The organism is Pseudomonas sp. W3I7 (assembly GCF_030816095.1).
In the GTDB taxonomy this organism is placed as follows: Bacteria; Pseudomonadota; Gammaproteobacteria; order Pseudomonadales; family Pseudomonadaceae; genus Aquipseudomonas; species Aquipseudomonas salomonii.
In genome coordinates this window covers 2,250,009-2,274,869 of sequence record NZ_JAUSXP010000001.1, presented here as the reverse complement: position 1 = coordinate 2,274,869, position 24,861 = coordinate 2,250,009, and the positions used below count along the sequence as shown (strand labels likewise).

The window sequence follows — 24,861 nt, the reverse complement described above, 5'->3', positions numbered from 1 at the left end:
ATCATGAAAACCCTACTGAGTGTGATGCTGCTGGGGCTGGTCAGCCTGCCGACCCTGGCGCGCGAAGCACCGCAGCCGTCGCTGCTGGCCAACCCGCTCAACTGCCAGCCGCCCACCAGCGCACCCGCCGCCAATGCACCGCAGGACCAGTTCGATCAATACAGCTGGCAGATGTTTGTCGCCCTGAACTGGCCGGCCCAGGACGGGCAGCGCGGCACGCCCAATTGCAACAAACAGCCTGGGGATTCGGGCTACACCGTGTGGCAAACCTACAAGACCGTCAGTGAGATCTTCCTGCCCGGCGCCGCCAACCCTGGGCCGTGGAACAGCCCACTGACGGCCCGCAGCCTGGGCATTATCAATATCGCTGCGCTGAAAAACAGTTCATTGGTCAACTCCATCGACCAGGCGGTCGGCGGCTGGCTGATCGACCAGGCGGGCAACCCGACCTACTACGACATCTCGGCCAACCAGGCGTCCTATAACTACATTGTCGGCAACCGCTTCTACAACGCGAATGTGGTGTCCAGGGCCAATAACATCAGCTTTCCCAACGGGGTGATCGAGATCAAATCGAGCTGGCGCATCCTCACGCCCAGGGACAACGCCAGCCATTACCTGACCCAGATTGCGCGCGTGGCCACGTTCAACAACCAGGGCCAACGCACCGGGGTGACCGAGGCGTATCTGGGGCTGGTGGGCTTGCATATCATCACCAAGGTCAATGGCTACCCGCAGTGGATCTGGTCGACCTTCGAACAGATCGAAAACGTGCCGCCCAAGGCCAAGGTCAACGGCCAGTGGGTCGATCAACCGGTGTCCGGTACCGCGTACTCCTACTATAACCCTATGGCCCCGGCTGGCACGCTCAACCAGTCGCCGTGCAACTGGCAGACCCAGGGCACGCAACTGGTCTGTGTGCCCAAGCCCGGCACCACGTTCAAGACGCCGAACCCGCTCAACCGCGTCACGCCGATTGCCGACGCCACAGGCTGGGTGAATGCCAACTACCAGGCCAACCCCGGCCTGCAACGCAGCGTCTTGAAGTACTACCAGCTCATCACCACCCAGCGTCCGCTGATGCCCAACAACCCGAGCAACCCGCTGGGCCAGCCGACGCCGGCACTGTCGGCCAACGTGACCATGGAGAGCTATATCCAGCCCAACAGCAGCTGCATGAATTGCCACTCCATGGCGACGCCGGTGAGGAGCCCGTTCAGGTCTGACTTCTCGTACCTGTTCAAATTTGCCAACCCACCTGTCACCCCACACGCCACGGACAAGGAATAGACCATGAGCATCCTCAACGGACCACGACTGAATTTCTGGGGCGGCATCCGCACGGACGTGAGTTTGCCGAACAATTCGCCGACCATCCCATTCAACGGCAACCCGAACTGGCCGCTGTTTGACCTGACCACCTCGACCCTGGCGCCGGGTGCGCAGTCTTATACCGATGACCAGTTGAACAACATGATCAACGCGCCGGCAGGCAATTACTACACGGCCGGCGGCTGGAACCACTACGGCCAGCACGTGGTGGACATGCAGAATGCCTTGATCAGCTCCCAGGGTGTGCCGGGCAACATCAGCACCACCGGCGACATGATTGGCCAGCCGGTGTACCTGCTCGGTTCGGTAGACCCAGTGACCGGCCAAGGCCCGGTCTCCGGCCCGATGATGGTGGACCTGGACCCCAGCGCCTCGACCACCACGCAGATCTTTGTCGGCGGCGTGCAAATTGGCGGCAACGACAATATCCAGTTGCTGATCCGCAACAATGCGGTGTGCAGCAGTTACGACGTGACCACCCGCGTGCTCGACCCGGCCAAAATGGACGCACCGGGCTCGTTCCATGCCAGCGGTACATTCCAGTTGACCTTCCCGCTGAGCAGTATCGTCAGCTGGAACCAGAACAGCGCCGGCCTCAAGGCGATCATCCAGGCGCCGGGAGCGACGGGTATTGTCTTGCGGTTTGTGATGTTCGAGATGTGCCCGCAGATGACCACGGCGCAGTTGGACGCCGATTACGCCGCCGGTAAATACACGCCGAACCCGAGCATCGGCCGGGTGATCGGCACCCTGGCCCCGGCGTTTGCCGGCGAACTGCCGGGCTGCCAACCGGGCCGCCAGATCGTCAACCAGGCCACGGGCAATGCCGCCTACGCGGCGCTGGGCAACAACGGTTTGCTGAGCCTCGACATGGTCAACGTCATCCCCAAGCAAACCTTCCGCGCCGTGCGCGATGACATCACCAGCCCCATCGGGCCGAATGCCAATTACGGGCCGGTGACCATTGCCGCCGGTGCCGCGCCGCTGACGACGCTCAACCCCGTCGCCAGCCCGCTGGTCAATTACTATGTGTACGGCGGTATCGTCGACCTGCCCCTGAGTACCAGCCAACAGCAAGCCGTGCGAACCACCGCGTTGAACATCACTGCGCCCAATGCAGTGAACGGTAAAAAACTCAACGCCACCGAAGCGACGTACCGGGTGTCTGCCGACCAGCGCAATGTGTACCTGGAGGATTACCCCAATGGCCTGACCATTACCTTACGGGTCAGCTACCTGGGCGGACCGGTGCCCAGCGCCACCCAGGTGAGCCTCGCAGCCAGCGCGCCGGGGGTTTACGGTCAAAAGCAGTACTTTGACTTTCTCAACTTCCCCCCTTCGCTGACCGTGAATGCCGGGCAACAGACAGTAAGTTTTCCGGTCACGCTCAAAAGCGGCAGCGCCGGCCAGGCCGGTTTTGTCGCGCTGACCTGCACCGCCAATGGCGTGGGCGATGGCGCCTTCTTTACCAACCTGCGCAAATACGCCCAGACCGATTTCGGCATCGCCAAGGGCAGCACCATCACCTGGGCCCAGGTTTACCCGAACGTGCTGCGCTTTCACTACCTGGCCTTCCCCGCCATGTCGCGTTATGTGCCGCTCAACCAGCCCGACGCGATCATGGCCGCGAAAAACGCGATTTTGGCGCGCACCTCGGACGCCTATAAAGGCACCACGCTGTTCATGCCGGTCGTGCGCTCGATGTCGCCGGCCCAACGGGCATTGTTGCGCGCCTACCTCACCGGCAGCCCATGGCAGCCGCCGCAATAGGAGCACAGCCCATGACCTTGCATATCCCGGCGCAGCCCATTGAGGCGCTGCGCCCCAGTACACTCATCGCCGAAGGCCTGCTCAACCCACGCGGCCTGTGCCTGCAAGACGACGGCAGCCTGCTGTTGGCCGAAGCCGGATCCGGCCTGGCGGAACAGCCGTTCAGTGGCCGCATCAGCCACCTGCAACCCGACCCTGCACGACCTGGCGGGTACTTGCCCGGCGACGTCATCGCCCAAGGCTTTCGCAGCATGAACATGCAGGCGCGCATGCTGCGCGATGAAATCATGGGCGTGTCGGACATCGCCTGCGGTGAGGAGCGTTGCCTGGCCAGCCTGACGGATTATGTCGGCGGCTCCCAACTGCTCGATCTGCAGTACAGCCCGCCTGAGCCGGTGTTCCACAGTCGAGGCAATTTGAATGCGCTGTGCTACCACCCCACCCGCCACAGCTGGCTGGCGGTAAAACCGGATACCAACCAACTGGTGGAATTCACTGAAGGCCGGGACGAACGGGTGCTGGCGCAACTGCCGGAACTCGATCAGGGCCAGGACGCCGTGCCCGTGACACTGGTGTACGAACCGCAGACAGAAGCCGTGCTGATCAGCCTGTTCTCCGGCGAGCTGCACGGCGACCCGGCCCGCAAGGGCATGGACTTTGCCGACTTTGCCGGCCAGGTGATTCGCGTGTATCCGGCCAGCGGGCAAGTCGAGGTGGTGATACGCGGCCTGCAATTGCCCACGGGCCTGGCGTTGTGCCCAAGCGGCAGGTTGCTGGTGCTGGAGCTGTGCAGCCACCTGCAGCAACCGCTGCTGCCGGACTGGAGCGGCGAGCCGCTGCACGGCGGCTTTACTCGGTTCAGTGGTCGTCTGCTGCGTTGCGACCTGCACACACGGAAGGTCGAAGTGCTGGTGCGCGGCCTGGATGCGCCGTCCAACTTATGCGTGGTGCCGGGCGCCGTACTGGTCAGCGAAGGCATGGGGTTGACCGGTCGGCACATCCCAATGCCTACCGACAGGGTGGTGCCATTGAGCGGCAAGATAAGGCGGGTGCCGCTCTGAACGCCTTTCAAGGTCTTTGGGCTGATGCAGTCAAGTAAGTCGAATCAGAAATAGAACTGGAGAACAGCAACCTGTGGCGAGCAGGCTTGCCACAGTGACAGTGTTCGTCCTTATTGAACGGTATCGCCGGTTATTCAACGTCCTTGAAAGCGCTGGCTCTGAAAGCGACCTTATACCGCGTCCCCCAACAGCAAAACGGTCGCAGGCCCGGCACGAAACGATGGATTGTGCTGGGCCGCCGCGACCATATGAGGGGCGACATGGTGGGCGTCCAATGCGTCCTTTGACGCCCACTTTTCGATGAGGACGAAACTGTCGGGGTTGCCCACCACAGGATGCAAATCATAGTGAAGGCACCCGTGCTCAGCCCGCACCTTGGGCGCCAGCGCCTGGAACGCTGCCAACTGCTGCGAGCCCTTGCCGGGCTGGGTGTTGATCATCACGACAAGCCGCACTTCATTGGACATGAACACACCGTTGCTTGGATTGGGTAAGGAATAAGCACAGTACGTGAGCATGATGCCTGGGTGCAAAAAACATAATACACACACGGTTTTCACGCGGTTTTCACAGTGGCGCGCCTAGCCTGAACTCAGCTCCTAAGTGAACACCTTTTAAGCCCGCGCCCCCATCGTGGGCTTTTCTTTGTCTGATTTACGTGCGGGCCGAGCGATGAGAGGTGTAGACAGCCCAGGTCATGACCCGCCAACAACGTGAAGGCATTCACACTTCTGCAACGCCAGTGTTGAAGCACAAAAAAAGCCCCAATAGTATTTCCCTCCACCCGAGCGCTCACTCTTATACGGATATTGCTCTGCGCCAGCTCGGGCGCTGACACCTGTGCAGGCAATCAAACATTGAGGTTTGCCATGCGTCTTACCCAACTCGCACCCGCCGCCGCCCTGTTCAGCCTGTTTACTCTGCCCGCCCACGCCGCCGACCTGACGGCCCTTACGGGCGCCCTGTCCTCCGCCCTGGGTGGCAGCAGCAACAATACCGTCAACACCACTACCAACAACGCCTCCTGCCAGCAGCAGATCCGCGACCTGCAGGCCAACATCAATGCAGCCAACGCCAAAGGCGACACCTTGCGCGCGACAGCCTTTCAGGCGGCCCTGACGCAAACCAATAAAAGCTGCAGTAACGCGCGCTACAACACCCAGGCGCAGGTGGATACCAACCCACAACACCAGCAAAACGTGAACAAGGCTGCGGATGCGATCAATGCCATCGGTGGTTTGTTCAAGTAAGTCGAAAATTGATGTGAGAAGAGCCCGCGCTTGCGGGCTTTTTTATGCCTGCTTTTTGGCTGCCTGCTGCGTGCAACCCGATACGATAGACATGCTTTAATGGGCGCCATATCACCACAGCAAAGGAATTGCCCGATGAACAAATATCTCCTGTGCTCGCTATTGGCATTGGTTGCGGGCTGCAGCACGGGGCCTTATCTGCATCCGGAGTCTGCTGTGGGCCAGAATGCCTTGCTCTCACGCACCTGCCCCGGTGCACACGCGGCCATGAGCTTTACGGCACAACCAGAGAAACTCAACTGGGTTCGCGTGCTGGTGTATGTGGCGCCACCGGGCACGCGCAGTTGGCCAGGCAATGTGAAGTCAACCGACACCGAACTTCGCCTGTTCGGGCGCCTCTATAAACCGAGCCAGGGCTCCACAAAAACGCCGCTTTGGGTCAGTGCCGCATCGCCTGAAGTGAGCGTGCAATTGGCATCCGGGCGGACTTACCGGGTCAGCGTCGAGCAGTTGAAAACAGGGTTCGACCCCGCGCAAATATCCAGCTCCGACACTCAAGGCACACCCTTGGGTAAAGGTGACATGGACGACTTTACGCTGACTTTCCCGGACATCTTCGTCAATGGCGAAAAAGTCCCCATGGCGCCGATTCACTTTAAAAAGCGTGAAGAGCAGTATGCCCCGGTGTTCAACTGCTGAGTTGAATCGCCAGGCGTACATGAAACAGGTGATTTTTTAATGTTAAGGATATTTCAAATGAACGGACGCACCTTGCTGGTCGTTATGTTGCTCGCCTGCCCCACCCTATCCGTTGCAGCCACTCAACCTGGTGACGGGAAGGTGCTTGGGGCCAGCGATGGCCTGATGTACTCCCGGGCGCAATTTACCTGCGGGACGCTGCCCGCCGACCTTGTTGCCGATTACGTAAAGGCATCCAAGCTGATTGCAGGGCCAAGCGCGGAATACGATGAAGGCTATGAACAAGTCGTCTCCCGAGGGGAGCGCAATTGGCCGGCCATCCCGAGCGATGAGCAGCGAGCACTCGAATGCCAGAAGGCCAAAGATAACCTGGCAATCAAGGTGAAGTTGGCACAACGCTGGTTTCCTGAGGCTTACAAGTAAGCGCTGGAATCACTGCACAATTATTTTTCAGACAGGAGAGCCCTTGCGTGCGCCGTAAAGCCGGGGATCGTTGATGACGCCCAACACCTTGCCTTTGTACGGCCGAATGGAGTTATTGCCACCCGCTCATATTTATCTAACGGAGCGCCCACTCCATGGTCACCGACCTCTCACCAAACTGAGGCGCTCAAAATATTTAAGGATATTTCAATACGTTCTATATTATATTTAATTTTCAAATAACACTAAACGCATAACTCCTTTATAAAGATCACCACAACAAGAAAACAGCGAACACGTGATAAGCCTATAGCACTCCACGCTCAATGGACACGAAGGAATGTAAACTTATGACTGTCTCAACGAAAAATCTTGTTAATCCAACTGCCTCTTCGGCAGGCATCCAGACAAGTGAAGATTACCAAAGCCTTCTGAATTTTTCACACGCTTATGATCGAGGAGGATTTAATTTAAATGGAAAGCCGTCTTACACCATTATGCAGGCAGCGGATGAAATAACCCGAGGCGGTTACTATTGGGGCGACAATGACCATAACGGCAAATACAATTTCACCTACAGCTTTCTGACCTCAGAAAGTAAATCTTACGCCGCCGAGAAAGTTTCTGGCTTCACCGCTTTCAACGCACAACAAAAGTCCCAGGCAGCCCTTTCGTTCCAATCCTGGTCGGACGTCGCCAATATCTCATTCCGTGAATCTAAAAGCGGCGGCGATGCCCATATATCCTTGGGCAACTATAGCAATGATCTGCAGCATGGCGGTGCCCGGTCGGCTTTCGCGTTCTACCCAAACAATAGCGGAAACAGTGACGCACTGTTTTATACCAATAAAAGCTACCAGGAAAATTTAACGCCAGCGAACGGCAATTACGGCCGTCAAACGCTAACCCATGAAATTGGTCACACGCTTGGCCTGCAACACCCAGGCGCCTACGATGCCAGTGTGGGTCAGCCGTCCTATTCGGATGCGAAATATGCCGAAGATACACACGGTTACTCCGTGATGAGTTACTGGAACGAGAGCAACACCAACCAGAACTTCAGTAAAGGCGGTGGCGAAGCCTATGCAGCGGGCCCGCTGATCGACGACATTGCTGCGATCCAGAAGCTCTACGGCGCCAACTACGCCACCCGCGCCGGCGACACCACTTACGGGTTCAACTCCAATACCGGGCGGGATTTCTACAGCGCCACCTCCAATGCCGACAAGCTGGTGTTCTCGGTATGGGACGGTGGCGGCAACGACACCCTGGACTTCTCCGGCTTCACCCAGAACCAGAAGATCAACCTGACTGAAGGCGCGTTCTCCGACGTCGGCGGCCTGGTGGGTAACGTGTCCATCGCCAAGGGCGTTACCCTCGAAAACGCTTTTGGTGGCGCGGGCAACGACCTGATCATTGGCAACAACACAGCCAACATCATCAAAGGCGGTGCCGGCAACGACATCATCTACGGCGGTGGCGGTGCGGACCAACTGTGGGGCGGCGCCGGCAACGACACGTTTGTGTATGGTGCCAGTTCCGATTCCAGGCCAGGGGCTGCAGACAGGATTTTTGACTTCACCTCGGGTTCGGACAAGATCGACCTGTCGGGCATTACCAAAGGTGCAGGCTTGAGCTTCGTCAATGCATTCACCGGGCACACCGGCGATGCGGTGCTGAGTTATGCCTCGGGTACCAACCTGGGCACCTTGGCGGTGGACTTCTCCGGGCACGGCGTGGCCGATTTCCTCGTCACCACCGTGGGCCAGGCGGCCATCAGCGACATCGTGGCGTGATGTAAAGCGCGGCGCTGCGGCGCCGCGCTCCATGATGGAGCAGAAGATGCTGCGCCTCTCTCAATTGATCGCCGGTGCTTCACACGTGTTGTTCGTGCCGGCAGGAGCCTGAGCAATTGAGGAGCCAGAAGTGGATTCTGGCCTTTAGACTAATTGTCGTAGAAGTACCACATTACAGCTATCACGGTGCCAACCCATCCGAAGGTAAGCAAAAATGATAGACCTGCGAGCCGCTTATCCATGGTGCCCTATCAAAAGTCAGATGAACGCAATACGAACGCCTCGAATCAGACGCCTCGAAGCAGAGTAATTCAGTGCTCTCAGTGTGCAATGGCATATGCCTGGCGATCAGTCCCTGGTCGACAGTGCTGGTGATTACCATAGCTCAATGAGCGGGAACATCAGGAACCTTTTCCAAAATCTGTAATCAGTGCTGCTTGCTTTTACATCAATCAGTTTGCGAGCGCCCAGCATGATCCTGAGAAACACCTTACTGTGCATTGCGCTTGTCGCCGCCGGCTTCCTTGCCGGGTATGCAGCGAAACCAACCCGTGAACTTCAGGTAACAGCCGGCCAACTCATAGAGTGCGGCCGGGTAATCATGCCGACTCTTGGTATGTAAGTGTGATCTCTGCGTCAGAAAACTTGTCATTGGCTTGTGGGCCCATCCAGCATGGATGGAGTTCCAGTAACGCCGACACCCATTCGGCGGTCGAGAGTCTTAAATCTGCATTGCAAGGAGTGCGATATGCCAGTGGTAGCTGTGCTGAATGATGAGTCAGACCAAGGTGAGATTTTAGGTGCATTGAAGGCCTATGGTCTGGTGCTGGCTAACTACTACACCCGCCCCGGCGCATCGGAGTTGACCAAGGAATTAAGAGCCGCGCTGGGCAGTAGATCTGATGAAAATCAGCTGATTTGCCATAATCTACCGCTGGCGATAGAAGGCGACCCCTCGTGGACAAGCGTGCTTGTGCTCCCTCCCCGGTATCACTTTAAATACCGTGAAACGATGGCCTTGGCGGCGCGAGCGCTCAGCGCTGCCGATGAAAGTAACGAGAAGGGAATGTTCTTGTATCACGAGCCGTAGACGCCCAAAGTGGACTGGCGGTGGCATTCAGGGATAACACTTAAGGCATGACAGCATGGCGAAATCAGAGCTTTTGGAGCAAGGTCGGGGTCATTGCCTGGCTGACGCTGCTCATGGTCATTCCTGGCGCTAGCGACGCAGGCTGGTTGGGCGCAGGCGCGTCCAATCGTAAGCGCGTCTTCAGCCCAGGCTTCATTGTGCTGTGCGCCATTGTGGTAGTGGTTGAGCTGATAGTGCTGAACCACTTCTATGGGGTGCGAGGATGAGGTGAAGGCGGTGCGCTTATATCTTGTTACAACTATCCACCTGCAGGCACCGCTCGCAAAGAACTTCAAACTTTTGTCCTAGTCCCAATGACAGGCGTGCTTTAAACCGTGAGCGCCTGCTGACAACCCATAGAGGTTCACAAAATGAAAATGACACTGCCCGTCCTATTTTTGGGCGTCCTCATTTCGCAAGGAGCGATGGCTGCCGGAGATGGCACAGCCGGCCTTGGAGGCGGCGTTGGTGGTGCACTTGGCAACATCGTAGGTCAACAGCTCGGCGGCTCGACGGGCGCGGCGGTAGGCGCAGGCGTAGGTGGTGCCGCCGGCAGTGCTGTCGGTGCTCAAAAAGGCAATAGAGCGGAAGCTGCATTGGGTGGAGGAATCGGCGGCGCGGGTGGCTCATTGATTGGTAATCGCCTCGGCGGTACAACCGGCTCGACGATCGGTGCAGGTCTCGGCGGCGCGGCGGGTGGCGCGCTGGGAAACAACCTGGCAGACGATGAAAGCAATCATCGATCCGATGTTAGAAAGCACAAAGGCAACAACAAGCATAAACACAAGAACAAGCATCGTTAGGTTCTGACGCTGTTACATCGAAGCCCGGCCCAGCGCCGGGCTTCTTGTTTCTGGCAGGCGCCTTACTGGCATTTGTCAGCACACGGGCCGTACCAGGGGACAACGTCAACGCAATCGCGATGCCCCACTGAGCGCAACCTTTCACATCCCTTTCACACTCGGGCGCTTATGGTTACCCCAGCTCCTAGAGAACATCCCTTTAAGCCCGCTAATCCCCATCGCGGGCTTTTCTTTGTCTGCGATTTGGAGAGCCGCGACTCGCCCTTGACGTCTTACCCGTCGACCGCTATACACGCCCACCTTCAAAATGACACGATAACGCCTTGCCTTCGTAAGCAGGAATACAGGATGTTCAGTCACGTAACCGTTGGGACAAACGATCTAGATAAAGCGTCTAGCTTCTATGACGCGGTGCTGATCCCCTTGGGGCTCTGTCGTCGGCCGGTAACCCCTGATGGCGGGCCACCTTCGGCATGCTGGATCAAGCCAGACAGCGCTCTCCCTCGCTTTTATGTTTACAGCCCTTATGACCGCAATAAGGCCGAAGCAGGGAACGGCAGCATGGTGGCTTTCACTGCACCCTCTCCAGATGCGGTAGATAGCGCCTATGCAGCCGGGCTTCTCGCGGGTGGATCTGATGAAGGTGAACCTGGCCAACGCACCCACTATGGTGACGGTTACTACGGTGCATACCTGCGTGACCCAGATGGCAACAAGGTGCACATCGCTCATCGTGGCGATTTGCATGGGGCGGGATAGGCGCCGCTCATCGTCTTCGCTTGAAGCCCGCCAAAGAGAAAGGCCATGGGGTGTTGGCAGCCAGCACTCGCCAGGTCCAGCTCCGTGATATCCGCCCGCAATGATGCGGAAACGATCAGTCTTTGAGTCGACGCTCAGCCCAAACCCCAGAAACGCAAAAGCCCCGCAATCGCGGGGCTTTCGTGTAAATCTTGGCGGGAAACCAGGGATTCGAACCCTGGAGACGCTATTAACGTCCGCCGGTTTTCAAGACCGGTGCATTCAACCACTCTGCCAATTTCCCTTTTGCTTCACAGGATTATAGTAGCCCATCCCGTGTCAGCGGGCGCCATAATACCCGAATGAAACACACTGTCAAACTCTTGCCATGGCTTGTTACAGAGCGTCTGTTATGATCCTTGCGACTGAATGTTTCAAAACTGAAGGAGTGTCGCCATGCGCGAACAGAATTACGCACTGAATGGTAACGCGCAGGCTGAGCAGCTTGAAGTCAGCCGCGTGTTGCGCAACACCTACGGCTTGCTCGCCCTTACCCTCGCGTTCAGCGGCGTAATGGCGTATGTAGCGCAGCAGATGCGCGTCGGCTATCCGAATATCTTTGTCGTGTTGATTGGTTTCTACGGTCTGTTCTTCCTGACCAACAAGCTGCGTGACTCGGCCTGGGGCCTGGTGTCGGCATTTGCCCTGACCGGTTTCATGGGCTTTATCCTTGGCCCGATCCTCAACCGTTACCTCGGCATGGCCGGCGGCGCGGAAGTGGTCAGTTCGGCATTTGCCATGACTGCCCTGGTGTTTGGTGGCCTGTCGGCCTATGTGCTGATCAGCCGTAAGGACATGAGCTTCCTGGGTGGCTTCATCACCGCAGGCTTCTTCGTGTTGCTGGCGGCAGTGGTTGCCGGCATGTTCTTCCAGATCAGCGGCTTGCAGCTGGCGATCAGCGCAGGTTTTGTGCTGTTCTCCTCCGTGTGCATCCTGTTCCAGACCAGCGCCATCATCCACGGCGGCGAGCGTAACTACATCATGGCGACCATCAGCCTGTATGTGTCGATCTACAACCTGTTCATCAGCCTGTTGCAGATCTTCGGCATCATGAGCCGCGATGACTGATTGCTAACGCAATGAAAAATGCCCCGTATCGAAAGATACGGGGCATTTTTGTTTTCACGGGAATGCTGACGCTCAGTACTGGTTGGGTTCCATTTCCAGATCGACCTTGAAACGTTCGGCAATATCACGCTGGATGCGCAGCGCCAGGTTGGCAATGTCATGCCCGGTGGCCGCGCCATAGTTGACCAGCACCAGTGCCTGCAGTTTATGCACGCCGGCATCGCCGTCGCGAAAGCCCTTCCAGCCGGCTTTATCGATCAGCCAGCCAGCGGCGAGCTTCATCTGCCCATCGGCCTGCGGGTAGGCCACCAGGTCCGGATACTGCGCCTTCAGCTCAGCCGCCAACACCTGGGACACCAGAGGGTTTTTGAAAAAGCTGCCGGCATTGCCCAGTTCTGCCGGGTCGGGCAGTTTTTCGCGGCGAATGCTGCAAATGGCACGGCTGACATCGCTCGGCGTCGCCTCGGTGATGCCCTGCCCGGCCAGGCGCTGCTGCACCGGGCCGTAGTCGAGCTTGAGGTGGCTGGCGCGGCTCAAGGCAAAACGCACACGCAGGATCAGCCAGCGCCCGGTTTCGTGCTTGAACAGGCTGTCGCGGTAGGCGAAGTTGCATTCTTGCAGGCTGAAGTCGCGCAGCTCGCCGGTGTGGCGATCCAGCGCGGTGAGGCCGGCAAACACGTCCTTGATCTCCACGCCGTAGGCGCCGATGTTCTGCATCGGCGCAGCACCGACGGTGCCGGGGATGAGGCTGAGGTTCTCCAGGCCGCAGAAGCCGTGTTCCAAGGTCCACAACACAAACGGGTGCCAGGCTTCGCCCGCTTCGGCCTCGACCACCACGTGCACACCATCATCCTGCAGCACCCGAATGCCGTGGGTGGCCATGCGCAACACCAACGCCTGGATATCCTGGGTCAACAGCAGGTTGCTGCCCCCCCCAATGACCAACAGCGGTAATGACTGCGCCGCCGCATAGGCCAGGGCTTCACGTATATCGGCGTCGCTGCGGGCCTCGGCAAACCACTGGGCGCGCACGTCGATGCCGAAGCTGTTGAATGGCTTGAGCGATACCTGCGCAAGCACTTGCAAGGTCATAACCGCCCCTTCAATTCGATTACCAATAAATCACAGGCCCGCTCGATCAGGTCCAGGACCCGCTCGAAACCTTGCTCGCCTTCGTAATAAGGGTCTGGCACTTCGTCCACTTCGGCGTCATAGCGGCGCAGGAACAAGTCCAGCTCGGCCTTGCCTTGGCCTGGGTGCAACGCCTTGAGGTTGCGCAGGTTGCTGTGGTCCATGGCCAGGATCAGGTCATATCGAGCAAAGTCCGCACGCGAAACCTGCTGGGCACGCTGGGCCGACAAGTCGTAACCGCGTAACAGCGCCGCACGCTGGCTGCGCTGGTCCGGCGGGTTACCGACATGCCAGTCACCCGTGCCGGCAGATGCCACCTCAACCCGGCCGGCCAGCCCGGCTTCGCGCAGCTTATGGCGCAACACACCTTCGGCGGTGGGCGAGCGGCAGATATTGCCCAGGCAGACGAACAGAACCTCCATCAGGCCCCCAGCAGGCGACGGACGCGTTCAAGGTCTTCCTGGGTGTCGACACCGGCCGGCGGCGCTTCCAGCGCGTCGCCCACATGGATGCGCACGCCGTGCCACAGGGCACGCAACTGCTCCAGGGACTCGGTGTTTTCCAGCCAGCACGGCCCCCAACTGACGAAGTCATGCAGGAAACCGGCGCGGTAGGCATAGATGCCGATATGGCGACGGTACGGTACGCCCTCGGGCAAGACGTCGGGCTGTTTGGCGAACGCATCCCGCGCCCACGGCAGGGTCGAGCGGCTGAAGGTCAGCGCAAGGCCATTGATATCGCTGACCACTTTGACCACGTTCGGGTTGAACAGGGTATCGATGTCTTCGATCGGTTCGGCCAGGGTCGCCATGCGCGCTTCGCCATGGGCGGCCAGGTTGGCGGCGACCTGATCGATCACGCAGGGCGGGATCAGGGGTTCGTCACCTTGCACATTGACCACAATCGCATCGGGCGCCAGCCCCAGTTGCGTGGCGACTTCAGCCAGGCGGTCGGTGCCGGAATTGTGGTCTTCACGGGTCAGCACCGCTTCAGCGCCGAAACCTTTGCAGGCCTCGATGATGCGCGGGTCATCGGTGGCAACCACCACGCGCTCGGCGCTGCTTTTGCAAGCCTGCTCCCACACCAGCTGGATCATCGGCTTGTTACCGATCAGTTGCAGCGGCTTGCCCGGCAGGCGCGTGGAGGCGTATCGCGAAGGAATGACAACGGTAAAGGCGGTGGTCATTTATCCAGGCGCTCATCGGTAGTCAGGGTACGAGCTTCGCTTTCCAGCATTACCGGGATGCCATCACGGATCGGGTAAGCCAGGCCGGCACCCTTGCTGATCAACTCGGTTTTGTCGGCGCTGAGCTTGAGCGGGCCTTTGCAGATTGGGCAAGCGAGGATGTCGAGCAGTTTGGTGTCCATGAGTATTTCCTGGAAAAAGCGGTTTAAGGCAAAAGTCGGTCGGGCAGCAGGCGCATCAATTGCGTGTCGAACCAGGCTACAAACGCCGGTGACGGCAGCGCATCCACTGCAAGGTACCACCAGTCGGGCTGGGCAAAGGCGCGGCACTTCACCGCGTCCTTTTCGGTCATCACCAACGGCAATGACGGTGTGAAATTCAACACCTCTGCGCTGTAGGGCGCATGGTCGGCAAACGCATGGGGAATCGGCTGCCAGTGTAGCGTTTCGAGGGTATTGAAGAAACGTTGCGGGTTACCGATACCCGCGACGGCATGGACCCGCTGGCCGGCGGCAAAATGCTCGACCGATTGACGCTCCCCGGTTTTCAGGTTGATCAGCGCCGTGGGTTGCAGGCGAAAGGCAAACCCATCCTCGCGATCGACCCCGGCGCCGTTGTACAACAGCGCATCCACGCTGTGCAGGCGCTCCACCGGCTCACGCAAAGGCCCGGCAGGCAAGCAGCGGCGGTTGCCCAGGCCACGGGCGGCATCGATCAGCACCAGTTCCAGGTCGCGGGCCAGGCGGTAATGCTGCAGGCCATCATCGGAGAGGATCAGGTCCAGGGGCTCACTGGCCAGCAAGGCTTTGACGGCGCGGCTGCGGTCTGGATCGATCATCAGGGGTACGCCGCAGCGCTGAACGATCAGCAACGGCTCATCGCCCGCCACTTCGGCACTATGGCTGGCCTCGACCCGCCACGGCAACTGCGGCGGCTTGGCACCGTAGCCGCGGCTGACCACGCCGACCCGCAGGCCGCTGCGCCGGCAGTGTTCGATCAGCCACAGGATCAAGGGCGTCTTGCCCGTGCCCCCAACGGTGATATTGCCCACCACCACCACAGGCACCGGCGATTGATAAATCTCACCCTCGCCCGCCAGGAAGCGCGCGCGTTTGCGCTGCACAACACGACGGTACAAAAATTCCAGCGGCCGCAGCAGCGCGAGTGCCGGATGGCCCTGGTACCACGCCTTGAGCAAACGATCGGACATGGCCATCAGGGCGGGCTCGCCGCCTCGACGGTGGTCATGCGCAGATGGCTGAAGCCCAGCTTGCCGGCGGCGTCCATCGCAGTGATCACGGCTTGATGCTGGGTTTTACCGTCAGCGCTGATGGAGAGCGGCAGGTTGGTATCGCCGCCGGACTCTTTCTGCAAGGCATCCATCAGGCTGGCAAGGTCATTTTTTTCGAGCAACTGGTTATTTACCGAAAACACCCCGTCGGCGCTGATGGCAATGTCCAGTTGCTTGGTTTGCTGGTCTTCGGCCGGTGAGCCACTCACTGCTTCGGGTAAGTCAACGCGCAGCTGGGTTTCGCGGGTGAAGGTGGTAGTCACGACAAAAAACAGCAGCAGGATAAAGACCACGTCGATCAGCGACGCCAGGTTGATATCAACGTTCTCCCGTTGCTTGCGGCGAAATTTCACGCTCGGCCCTCAACGAAATCGACATCACGATCGCCCTGCACCACTTCCACCAGCTTGATGGCTTCCTGTTCCATGCCGACCACCAGTTCATCGATGCGACGCTGCAGGAAGCGGTGGAAAAACACCGACGGAATACCAACCATCAGGCCCGCTGCCGTGGTGATCAAGGCCTTGGAAATACCACCGGCCAGGACGGCGGCGTTGGTGGTCATGCCCGAGCCCATGAACGAGCTGAAAATGTCGATCATGCCCAGCACCGTACCCAACAGGCCAAGCAAAGGCGCCATGGCTGCGATGGTGCCGAGCGCATTGATATAGCGCTCCATTTCATGGATGACGCGGGCAGCGGCCTCTTCGATGCATTCTTTCATGATCTCGCGACCATGCTTGGAATTGGCGAGGCCCGCCGCAAGGATTTCACCCAACGGCGAGTTGGCGCGCAGTTCCTTGAGTTTTTCTTTATCCAGCTGTTTGTTCTTGATCCAGCCCCACACCTGCCCAAGCAGATGCTCGGGGGTTATGCGACTGGCGCGCAGGGTCCACAAACGTTCGGCAACGATGCCGAGTGCGGCGATGGAGCTCAAGATAATCGGCAACATCATCCAGCCGCCGGATTTGACCAATTCCCACACAGTGAATGTCCCCTCGAAAAAGTGCGCCACTTTACCATATAGGTTCACCCGCGTGGTTCGCAGGCGCCAGGGCCGCCTGTGGCAGGCCCGGGTGTTTGGCAAGCCTGTATTACGGTAACGCTTCGCGCCAGAAGCGCCGTTGACTGCGCGCAACAACCGGTGCTCTAAAACCGCCCAGTTGCACACGCACCGCACCGTGCTCGGCGCTGTCGTAGACGCGGCTGCCCAGCGCCTGGTAACGCGCCATCACCAGGGGGTGGGGATGCCCGAAGGCGTTGCCACGACCACGGGAAATCAACACGGCCTTGGGCGCAAGCCGCTGTAAAAACGCCAAGGATGAGGAACTGCGGCTGCCATGGTGCGGCGCTTGCAGCCAATCGGTCGGCACCGCCAAGGGCGACGCGAGAAAGGCTTTTTCGGCCGCCTCATCAATATCGCCCGTCAGTAGCAGCCGCTCGCCGCGAGCCTGCACCTGCAAGACGCAGGATTTCGGATTGCTGCTGGTGGCGCCAGGCCATTGCCACAACTCGAATGACACGCCATCCCACTCCCAGCGCTCGCCACTGTTACAGGGTTGGGCCGCGAGAAAGGTCGGCAGCCCTTCGGTCTCGCCGCCGATAACCCGCCCAACGGGCAGCACACGGGCAACCGCTGCAGCACCGCCGGCATGGTCAGCGTGGGCGTGGCTGATGACCATCGCATCCAACGCCGCCACCCCAAGCTTTTGCAGGGATGGCAGCACCACGCGCGCGCCCAGGTCAACCGCCCCCGAGCGTGGGCCTGCGTCGTAGAGCATGGCGTGATGGCGCGTGCGCAGGATCACCGCCAGCCCCTGGCCGATATCCAATTGCACCACCTCCACCTGCCCGTGCGGGACCAAGGTCTTGGGTGGAAAAACCGCCAACAACAGCATCGGCCAGCCGAGCAGCCGCAATGGCACGCCTTTGGGCAAGAGTAATAGCACCGCGCCCGCGAGGCTGATCAACCAATAACCCAACGGTACGTCGGCGGGCACCCACGCTGCGCGCAGCCCGGCCAGCAGCGCCAAGCCTGTGAACAGGCCATCCAGTGCGCCACCGGCCAACCACAACACGCCCTCTCCCACCCACGGCACCGCCAACAGTGCGGTGCCCAGCAGTGCCAACGGCAGCACCACCAGGCTGATCCACGGCACCGCAAACAGATTGGCCACCGGCGCGCTGAGGCTGATGGGCAACCCCAGCACCAGCAACACCGGAAACAACCCAATGGCGATCAGCCATTGGGGACGGGTCCACGCCTGCCAGATGCTCCACGCGCCCAAACGCCCGCTGAACGCCAGCACCAGCACGGCCACGGCGGCAAACGACAACCAGAACCCCGGTTGCAAACTGGCCAGCGGTTCCAGCACCAGCACGGCATTGAACGCCAGTAATAACGGCCACCACACACCCAAGTGGCGAAACCGCAAACGCCACAACAGCACCAACCCGACCATCACGCAGGCCCGTTGCACCGGTACACCGAAACCCGCCAGCAGGCCATACCCCAGCGCAGCAGTAAATGCCAGGCCGCAGGCCCACGGCAGCCAGGGCAAGGCGCGGGGCCAGCAGCCGTAGCGCGCCAGCCCGGCCACCAGCGCGTAGATCAAACCGGCCAGCAAGCCAATGTGCTGGCCGGAAATCACCAGCAGGTGCACCGTGCCGGTGTCCTGCAACACCCGCCAATCTTCGGTTGCCAACCCCGAGCCGTCGCCCAGCACCAAGGCCGCCAGCCCCGCCTCGCGGCCCTGAGCATCCACCGCCAGCAGGCGTTGCCGGACGCTGTCACGCCAGGCATGGCGGGCCGGCGCCAGGCGCTGGCCGTCTTTCACCGAACCAGTGGCGCCGATGCGCTGGGCCAGCAGCCAGGCCTCGTAATCAAACCCCTGGAAATTGAGCAGGCCCGCCGGCCGCTTGAGCGTGACCGCCAGCCGCCAGCGCTCGCCGCTGTTAACCTGCGGGCCGCCATGCCAGGACAGGCGGATACGCTTGGGCAGCCTGGCCTTGCGTGACCGGCTGTCGGCCAGTTCGAAGCGCACGCCGGTGCCGGTGGTTTGCGGCAACCCGATGACGCGCCCCTCAATCCAACGGGTCTGACCGTCCAGATTCGGCCTTAGCCGGTCGTCCAACGCCCATTGCGCACTCATGCACGCCCAGCTCACGCCTAACAGCAAAAACGCCAGCGGATAGGTACGAAACGGCAACAACATCAAGGCCGCTACCAACATGGCCAGCAGCCATGCGGTGGCCGGCAGCGCGGGTAAAAATCGCAGCGACAATAAGCCAAGTCCGAACGCGAACATCCCTGTTCTCATGAATCATCCTTTTCCAGTGATCCACTAGTCTTAGTCGGATACTTCCCGCGGCCTCTGATGTTTTGTCACAAAGTCTGAATTTTCTGTTTATAGAATGCGGGCATACTTGCCCCTCGAACTGACCTGGACCCCTTATGCCCCGGCGCTTATTCAAACGGTACATGCCCGACCCCACGAGTATCCGGGAACATAAGTCCTTACGATTTCTCGGCACGTTGCTGCATGACCCCAACCTCTGGCACCTGAACCGCCATTCCGTCGCACGCGCCATGGCAGTGGGCCTGTTCGCCGCGTTTATTCCGATTCCGTTGCAGATGTTATTGGCGGCGGTCCTGGCGATCGCCGTGCGCGGGAATATGCCGATTGCCGTGAGCCTGGTATGGCTGACCAACCCAATCACCATGCCGGTGGTGTTCATCTGCACCTACCTGACCGGCGCCTGGCTGATGAACACGCCGCCGCGCAGCCTGCCCGACAACTTGACCTGGGAGTGGATCAGCAGCCAGCTGGGCACGCTGTGGCAGCCGTTCCTGTTGGGTTCGGTGGTGTGCGGGCTGGTGTTGGCCGCGCTGGCCTATTGCCTGACGATGGGCTACTGGCGCTGGTGGGTCGCGCATCAGTGGAAGAAGCGCAAACAACGACGTAGCTGACGGTTAGCGCGCCGGCAGCCGCAGGTGCACGCACAAACCTTGCGCGGTGTTTTGCGCCCATAACGTCCCGCCCTGGCGCTGTACGGCATTGCGGGCGATGCTCAAGCCCAGACCAAACCCACCATCACCCGGCCGAGAGCCTTCGAGGCGGGTGAACGGCGCAAAGATGCGTTCCAGGTCCTGCTCATCAATACCGCCGCCCTGGTCTTGCAGCCAGATATGCCACTCATCGCCCTCGCGACAGCCGTCCAGTGTCACCAGCCCCTGGGCGGGCGAATGCCGGATGGCATTGCGCAGGATATTTTCCAGGGCCTGGGCCAGCGCATTCAGGTTGCCGCGCACCCAGCAGTCGGCGGGCAACAGGCACGGCAAGCGCGCTGCTGGCCAATCACTTTCATAACAGGCGTTTTCCCGCAGCATGTCCCACAAGGCCTGAAGCTGGATAGCTTCCTCGGGTAACGGCGTTCGCTCGCTGTCCAGCCAGGCCAGTTGCAGGCTGTCTTCCACCAGGCGCTGCATGGCGTCGATCTCCCGGCCCAGGCGCTCGCGCAACTGCGCTAGATCCTGCTCACTGTCACAGGCCACGCGCAACCGGCTCAACGGCGTGCGCAATTCATGGGACATGTCCCGCAATAACTGTTGCTGCAACTCCACCGTACCCTGCAAACGCTCGGACATGTGGTCGAAGGCGCGGCCCAGCTCCCCCAATTCATCCTGGCGGCTGGTGGCCTCGCGGGACATGCGCGTATTCAATTGATCGGCGCGCCAGGCGTTGGCCTGCTCGCGCAACTGGTTCAGCGGCATGATCAGCAGCCGATAAAGCCCCACGCACAGCAGCAAGGTAAACAGGCCGGGGATCACACCGTTGGTTACCACGCGCCACACCACCTGATAGCGCCCTGGCATAAAGCGCTGGGGCAATTCGATCACCAGCGAGCCGGCGCCAGGGTCGACCGGGAATGGGATTTTCACCCAGGGCAGGCCTTTGACATGCCGACTGACCGGCCACTCCAGACCGCGCAGAAACGTCAGGCGCTGGCTTTCCTTGTCGCTCAGCGGCAGGCTGCTCAGCGACTGCAGGTTGTTGCCGATTACCCCGATCCAGGTGGATTCGCGCTTGGCCATCAGCTGCAGCCAGGCGTCCACGCCAGCACTGCCCTGGGTACTCCAGGCCAATTCCGCGCCTGCGGCATAGCCGCGCAAAATCTCGCGGGATTCCTCGGCCACATAGGCGTTCTGCTCTTCCATGTAACGGCCCCAGGACCAACTGAGCCAGATCATCAGCAAACAGAAGGCGATCAGCAGGCAGGCGAGCTTCCAGAATAACGAGTGCCGGCCGGGCAGCCGCTCAAAGCCCTTCATCATGACCGCTCAGCACATAACCCTTGCCCCACACCGTGCGCACTTCGCGCTCGCTGTAGCCGATGGCCTTGAGCTTGCGGCGGATCTGGCTGATATGCATGTCCAGGCTGCGGTCGTGGGGCGCATAACCGCGCTGCAACACATGCTGGTAAAGGAAGGCTTTGCTGAGCACTTCATCGGCGCTACGGTGCAAGGTCTCGAGCAGGCGATACTCGCTGCGCGTCAGCCCGGCCGAGTGTTCTTGAAAGAACACGTCGTACAGTGCATCGTCAAAACGCAGGCTGCGTGCATCGTCGCGTGCCGGTAAACGCAGCGGCAACGGCCGCCGGTCGAGGGCCACGCGGCGCAAGATGGCTTCGATGCGCACGCGCAGTTCGATCATGCTGAACGGCTTGGGCAGGTAGTCATCCGCGCCCAGGCGAAAACCGCTGATGCGATCGGCTTCGGCGCCCAGCGCAGACATGAGGATGACCGGCGTCGCATGGTGCTGGCGCAAATGGGTAAGAATCGACAAACCGTCCATGCCCGGCAGCAGGATGTCCATCAACACCACGTCGAACGCCTGATCACGTGCCATCTGCAGGCCCTGTTGGCCGTTCTGGCACCAGGTGACCTGAAAGCCACAGCGGCCCAGGTGCTCATGCACATAGGCGCCCAATACCGGGTCGTCTTCAATGGTCAGGATACTGGGTAGGCCAACTGCGGGATTCATTAGCGTCTGCAAGTCATTCTCAATGACTGATTATTCAAGATTAAACGGTGACAGGCAATCGCCACCCGGCTGCCGACGGCTCGAAGATTGTGCTCGGCGATTGACGTCGGAGATTGACATCGATCATTAATTTGCGAGGTTCCACACCGCGCAAATGGCTACACTGCGCAGGTGGCGTGGGCCGGATGCCCGCGCAGATCATCGAAAACAGTGTGGTAGCAGGAGAGTGGCGTGCTTAGAAGAATGGGGATAAAAGGCCGCGTACTGTTGCTGACCTTATTACCGACCAGCCTGATGGCCCTGTTGTTGGGGGGCTATTTCACCTGGATGCAGCTGTCGGAGTTGCAGACCCAATTGCTGCAACGCGGCGAAATGATCGCCGAGCAATTGGCGCCGCTGGTGGCCCCGGCGTTGAGCAGCAAGAACACCGAGTTGCTCGAACGCATCGCCACTCAGTCGCTGGAGCAACCGGATGTGCGCGCGGTGTCGTTCCTCGCACCGGACCGCTCGTCCCTGGCCCACGCCGGCCCGACCATGCTTAACCTCGCGCCGGTCGGCAACAGTTCGCACCTGCTGCAGCGCAGCGGCAATGACGCTACGCGCTACCTGCTGCCAGTGTTTGGCCGCCATCGCAACCTCGCTGGCGAATTGATCCCTGACGAGTCCGACCGCCTGCTGGGTTGGGTCGAAGTGGAGCTGTCGCACAATGGCATGTTGCTGCGCGGTTATCGCAGCCTGTTTGCCAGCCTGCTGCTGATCGCCATCGGCCTGATCTTCACGGCCGCCCTGGCATTGCGCATCAGCCGTACGATCAACTCGCCCATCGGCCAGATCAAGCAAGCCGTGGCCCAGCTCAAGGACGGCAACCTCGAAACCCGCCTGCCACCCTTGGGCAGCCAGGAACTGGACCAATTGGCCTCGGGCATCAACCGCATGGCCGAAACCCTGCAAAATGCCCAGGAAGAGCTGCAACACAGCATCGATCAGGCCACCGAAGACGTGCGCCAGAACCTGGAAACCATCGAGATCCAGAACATCGAGCTGGACCTGGCGCGCAAGGAGGCCCTGGAGGCCAGCCGGATCAAGTCGGAGTTCCTGGCCAACATGAGCCATGAAATCCGCACGCCGCTCAACGGCATCCTGGGGTTCACTCACTTGCTGCAAAAAAGCGAGCTGTCGCCGCGCCAGCTGGATTATCTGGGCACCATCGAAAAATCCGCCGACAACCTGCTGGGCATCATCAACGAGATCCTCGACTTCTCGAAAATCGAAGCCGGCAAGCTGGTCCTCGACAGTGTGCCCTTCAACCTGCGCGACTTGCTGCAAGACACCCTGACCATCCTCGCCCCCGCCGCCCATGCCAAGCAGCTCGAGCTGGTGAGCCTGGTGTACCGCGACACGCCGCTGGCGCTGGTGGGCGACCCGTTGCGGCTCAAGCAGATCCTCACCAACCTGATCAGCAATGCGATCAAGTTCACCCGCGAAGGCACTATCGTTGCCCGCGCGATGGTCGAGGACGAACAGGAAGACAGCGTGCAACTGCGCATCAGTGTGCAAGACACCGGCATAGGCCTGTCGAACCAGGACGTGCGTGCGCTGTTCCAGGCCTTCAGCCAGGCCGACAACTCGCTGTCGCGCCAACCCGGCGGCACCGGCCTGGGCCTGGTGATTTCCAAACGGCTGATCGAGCAGATGGGCGGCGAGATCGGCGTCGACAGCACACCGGGCGAAGGCTCGGAGTTCTGGATCAGCCTGAGCCTGCCCAAAACCCGCGACGACGCCGAAGACCTGCCCTCCCCGCCGCTGCTCGGGCGCCGTGTGGCCGTGCTGGAAAACCACGAGCTGGCGCGCCAGGCCTTGCAACACCAACTGGAAGATTGCGGCCTGGAAGTGACACCGTTCAATACCCTGGAAAGCCTCACCAACGGCATCACCAGCGCACACCAGACCGAACAGGCCATTGACCTGGCGGTGCTCGGCGTCACCGCCAATGACATACCGCCCGAACGCCTCAACCAGCATCTATGGGACCTGGAACACCTGGGCTGCAAGGTGCTGGTGCTGTGCCCCACCACCGAACAGATGCTGTTCAACCAATCGGTGCCCAACCCCAACAGCCAGTTGCAGGCCAAACCTGCGTGCACGCGCAAACTGCGCCGCGCACTGGCCGACTTGATCAGCCCGCGCCCATTGCGCAGCGAACCCGGCGAACCGCTGTCCAGCCGAGCGCCGCGCGTACTCTGCGTGGACGACAACCCGGCCAACCTGTTGCTGGTGCAGACCTTGCTCGAAGACATGGGCGCCAAGGTGCATGCGGTCGAAAGCGGTTACGCGGCCATCGACGCGGTGAAGCAGGAAACCTTCGACCTGGTGCTGATGGACGTACAAATGCCCGGCATGGACGGGCGCCAAAGCACCGAGGCGATCCGCCAGTGGGAAAGCGAGCGCCACGGCACGCCGCTGCCGGTGGTCGCGCTCACCGCCCACGCCATGGCCAACGAAAAACGCGCGCTGCTGCAAAGCGGTATGGACGATTACCTGACCAAACCCATCAGCGAGCGGCAGCTGGCCCAAGTGGTGTTGAAGTGGACCGGCCTGGCCCTGCGCAATCAAGGCCCGGAGCGCGCGACTGACGGTTTGGCACCCGGCGTGCAACTGCTGGTACTCGATCATGAGGAAGGCCTGCGCCTGGCGGCCAACAAAGCCGACCTGGCCGCCGACATGCTTGCGATGCTGCTGGCTTCGCTGGAAGCCGATCGCCTGGCGATTACCGCCGCCCGTGAAGCCAAAGACAACAATGCGCTGATCGAACGCGTGCACCGCCTGCATGGCGCCACCCGCTACTGCGGCGTGCCGCAATTGCGCGCCGCCTGCCAACGCGCGGAAACCTTGCTCAAGCAAGACGACGCCAAGGCCATCGCTGCGCTGGATGAACTGGACATGGCGATTGCGCGGCTGGCCAGTGAAGCGCGGGTCAGCGCCTGAATCCCATTTATTGGAGTGCGGGCTTTTGTGGGAGCGGGCTTGCTCGCGAAAGCGGTGTATCAGTCGCCAGATGAGCTGACTGAACCACCGCTTTC

25 protein-coding genes and 1 tRNA gene are annotated in these 24,861 nt (G+C 60.3%); 14 read left to right on the top strand and 12 right to left on the bottom strand.

The annotated features are described in order from the left end of the window. The first annotated feature begins 3 nt into the window (after positions 1–3). From QF043_RS10705 to QF043_RS10695, 3 genes are read left to right on the top strand one after another with little or no spacing between them, the layout of a single operon-like run. Positions 4–1,290, top strand: coding sequence for a hypothetical protein (locus QF043_RS10705; protein ID WP_307418444.1), 1,287 nt, complete (start codon positions 4–6; stop codon positions 1,288–1,290). Positions 1,291–1,293: 3 nt separating this feature from the next. Next, positions 1,294–3,102 (top strand): hypothetical protein, encoded by a 1,809-nt coding sequence (locus tag QF043_RS10700; protein ID WP_307418443.1) that lies wholly within the window; start codon positions 1,294–1,296, stop codon positions 3,100–3,102. A gap of 11 nt (positions 3,103–3,113) precedes the next feature. After that, entirely contained in the window at positions 3,114–4,163 is a 1,050-nt protein-coding gene (locus tag QF043_RS10695; protein ID WP_307418442.1) for a hypothetical protein, read from the top strand. A gap of 170 nt (positions 4,164–4,333) precedes the next feature. Here the strand turns inward: QF043_RS10695 and QF043_RS10690 are convergent, their stop codons facing one another. Continuing rightward, a complete protein-coding gene (locus QF043_RS10690) occupies positions 4,334–4,630 on the bottom strand; it encodes a putative quinol monooxygenase (protein WP_307418441.1) in 297 nt (98 codons plus the stop codon). Positions 4,631–5,032: 402 nt separating this feature from the next. Here QF043_RS10690 and QF043_RS10685 point away from each other — a divergent pair, with 402 nt between their 5' ends. From QF043_RS10685 to QF043_RS10650, 8 genes are all read left to right on the top strand, one after another. Continuing rightward, positions 5,033–5,413, top strand: coding sequence for a DUF1090 family protein (locus tag QF043_RS10685; protein ID WP_017136550.1), 381 nt, complete (start codon positions 5,033–5,035; stop codon positions 5,411–5,413). A gap of 135 nt (positions 5,414–5,548) precedes the next feature. Then, the gene (locus QF043_RS10680; RefSeq protein WP_307418440.1) at positions 5,549–6,112 is read left to right on the top strand and encodes a hypothetical protein; all 564 of its coding nucleotides are present in this window, start codon (positions 5,549–5,551) and stop codon (positions 6,110–6,112) included. Between the two features lie 57 nt (positions 6,113–6,169). Then, positions 6,170–6,535, top strand: coding sequence for a hypothetical protein (locus QF043_RS10675; protein WP_307418439.1), 366 nt, complete (start codon positions 6,170–6,172; stop codon positions 6,533–6,535). A 350-nt stretch (positions 6,536–6,885) separates the two neighbouring features. Then, positions 6,886–8,331: a serralysin family metalloprotease gene (locus QF043_RS10670; protein ID WP_307418438.1), complete on the top strand. Its 1,446-nt coding sequence runs from the start codon at positions 6,886–6,888 to the stop codon at positions 8,329–8,331. Between the two features lie 748 nt (positions 8,332–9,079). Beyond that, positions 9,080–9,421, top strand: a complete 342-nt coding sequence (locus tag QF043_RS10665; protein ID WP_058419891.1) for a hypothetical protein — start codon at positions 9,080–9,082, stop codon at positions 9,419–9,421. Positions 9,422–9,468: 47 nt separating this feature from the next. Further along, positions 9,469–9,687: a hypothetical protein gene (locus tag QF043_RS10660; RefSeq protein WP_307418437.1), complete on the top strand. Its 219-nt coding sequence runs from the start codon at positions 9,469–9,471 to the stop codon at positions 9,685–9,687. Positions 9,688–9,831: 144 nt separating this feature from the next. Continuing rightward, positions 9,832–10,263, top strand: coding sequence for a hypothetical protein (locus QF043_RS10655; protein ID WP_307418436.1), 432 nt, complete (start codon positions 9,832–9,834; stop codon positions 10,261–10,263). A gap of 348 nt (positions 10,264–10,611) precedes the next feature. Beyond that, positions 10,612–11,022, top strand: a complete 411-nt coding sequence (locus tag QF043_RS10650) for a VOC family protein (RefSeq protein WP_307418435.1) — start codon at positions 10,612–10,614, stop codon at positions 11,020–11,022. A gap of 192 nt (positions 11,023–11,214) precedes the next feature. On the opposite strand, the gene QF043_RS10645 is transcribed toward QF043_RS10650, so the two are convergent. Further along, positions 11,215–11,305 (bottom strand) — tRNA-Ser (locus tag QF043_RS10645). A 152-nt stretch (positions 11,306–11,457) separates the two neighbouring features. Here QF043_RS10645 and QF043_RS10640 point away from each other — a divergent pair. Beyond that, the gene (locus QF043_RS10640) at positions 11,458–12,129 is read left to right on the top strand and encodes a Bax inhibitor-1/YccA family protein (protein WP_058419884.1); all 672 of its coding nucleotides are present in this window, start codon (positions 11,458–11,460) and stop codon (positions 12,127–12,129) included. A 72-nt stretch (positions 12,130–12,201) separates the two neighbouring features. Here QF043_RS10640 and murB read toward each other — a convergent pair whose 3' ends face one another. The 8 genes from murB to QF043_RS10600 form a co-directional block, all read right to left on the bottom strand. Next, positions 12,202–13,221 (bottom strand): UDP-N-acetylmuramate dehydrogenase, encoded by a 1,020-nt coding sequence (murB, locus tag QF043_RS10635; protein ID WP_307418434.1) that lies wholly within the window; start codon positions 13,219–13,221, stop codon positions 12,202–12,204. After that, positions 13,218–13,682: a low molecular weight protein-tyrosine-phosphatase gene (locus tag QF043_RS10630; RefSeq protein WP_307418433.1), complete on the bottom strand. Its 465-nt coding sequence runs from the start codon at positions 13,680–13,682 to the stop codon at positions 13,218–13,220. Before QF043_RS10630 ends, murB begins: the two co-directional genes overlap by 4 nt. Further along, a complete protein-coding gene (gene kdsB / locus QF043_RS10625) occupies positions 13,682–14,446 on the bottom strand; it encodes a 3-deoxy-manno-octulosonate cytidylyltransferase (protein ID WP_058419882.1) in 765 nt (254 codons plus the stop codon). Before kdsB ends, QF043_RS10630 begins: the two co-directional genes overlap by 1 nt. Then, a complete protein-coding gene (locus QF043_RS10620) occupies positions 14,443–14,628 on the bottom strand; it encodes a Trm112 family protein (RefSeq protein ID WP_003174668.1) in 186 nt (61 codons plus the stop codon). Before QF043_RS10620 ends, kdsB begins: the two co-directional genes overlap by 4 nt. A 23-nt stretch (positions 14,629–14,651) precedes the next feature. Next, entirely contained in the window at positions 14,652–15,662 is a 1,011-nt protein-coding gene (gene lpxK / locus QF043_RS10615; RefSeq protein ID WP_307418432.1) for a tetraacyldisaccharide 4'-kinase, read from the bottom strand. Then, a complete protein-coding gene (locus QF043_RS10610) occupies positions 15,662–16,090 on the bottom strand; it encodes a biopolymer transporter ExbD (RefSeq protein ID WP_307418431.1) in 429 nt (142 codons plus the stop codon). Before QF043_RS10610 ends, lpxK begins: the two co-directional genes overlap by 1 nt. Further along, positions 16,087–16,722 carry a MotA/TolQ/ExbB proton channel family protein gene (locus QF043_RS10605; RefSeq protein ID WP_016969293.1) on the bottom strand — a complete coding sequence of 212 codons (636 nt, stop codon included), beginning with the start codon at positions 16,720–16,722 and terminating at the stop codon, positions 16,087–16,089. The genes QF043_RS10610 and QF043_RS10605 overlap by 4 nt, the downstream gene beginning before the upstream one ends. A 109-nt stretch (positions 16,723–16,831) precedes the next feature. After that, positions 16,832–19,057, bottom strand: a complete 2,226-nt coding sequence (locus QF043_RS10600; protein ID WP_307418430.1) for a DNA internalization-related competence protein ComEC/Rec2 — start codon at positions 19,055–19,057, stop codon at positions 16,832–16,834. Between the two features lie 134 nt (positions 19,058–19,191). Between QF043_RS10600 and QF043_RS10595 the strand changes: the two genes are divergently transcribed. Next, complete coding sequence (locus tag QF043_RS10595; RefSeq protein ID WP_307418429.1) at positions 19,192–19,707, top strand: DUF2062 domain-containing protein; 516 nt, start codon at positions 19,192–19,194, stop codon at positions 19,705–19,707. A gap of 3 nt (positions 19,708–19,710) precedes the next feature. Here the strand turns inward: QF043_RS10595 and QF043_RS10590 are convergent, their stop codons facing one another. Next, positions 19,711–21,069, bottom strand: coding sequence for a sensor histidine kinase (locus QF043_RS10590; RefSeq protein ID WP_307421357.1), 1,359 nt, complete (start codon positions 21,067–21,069; stop codon positions 19,711–19,713). Beyond that, a complete protein-coding gene (locus QF043_RS10585) occupies positions 21,056–21,781 on the bottom strand; it encodes a response regulator transcription factor (protein ID WP_307418428.1) in 726 nt (241 codons plus the stop codon). Before QF043_RS10585 ends, QF043_RS10590 begins: the two co-directional genes overlap by 14 nt. A gap of 231 nt (positions 21,782–22,012) precedes the next feature. Between QF043_RS10585 and QF043_RS10580 the strand changes: the two genes are divergently transcribed. Next, positions 22,013–24,766: a response regulator gene (locus QF043_RS10580; protein ID WP_307418427.1), complete on the top strand. Its 2,754-nt coding sequence runs from the start codon at positions 22,013–22,015 to the stop codon at positions 24,764–24,766. Positions 24,767–24,861 lie beyond the last annotated feature (95 nt).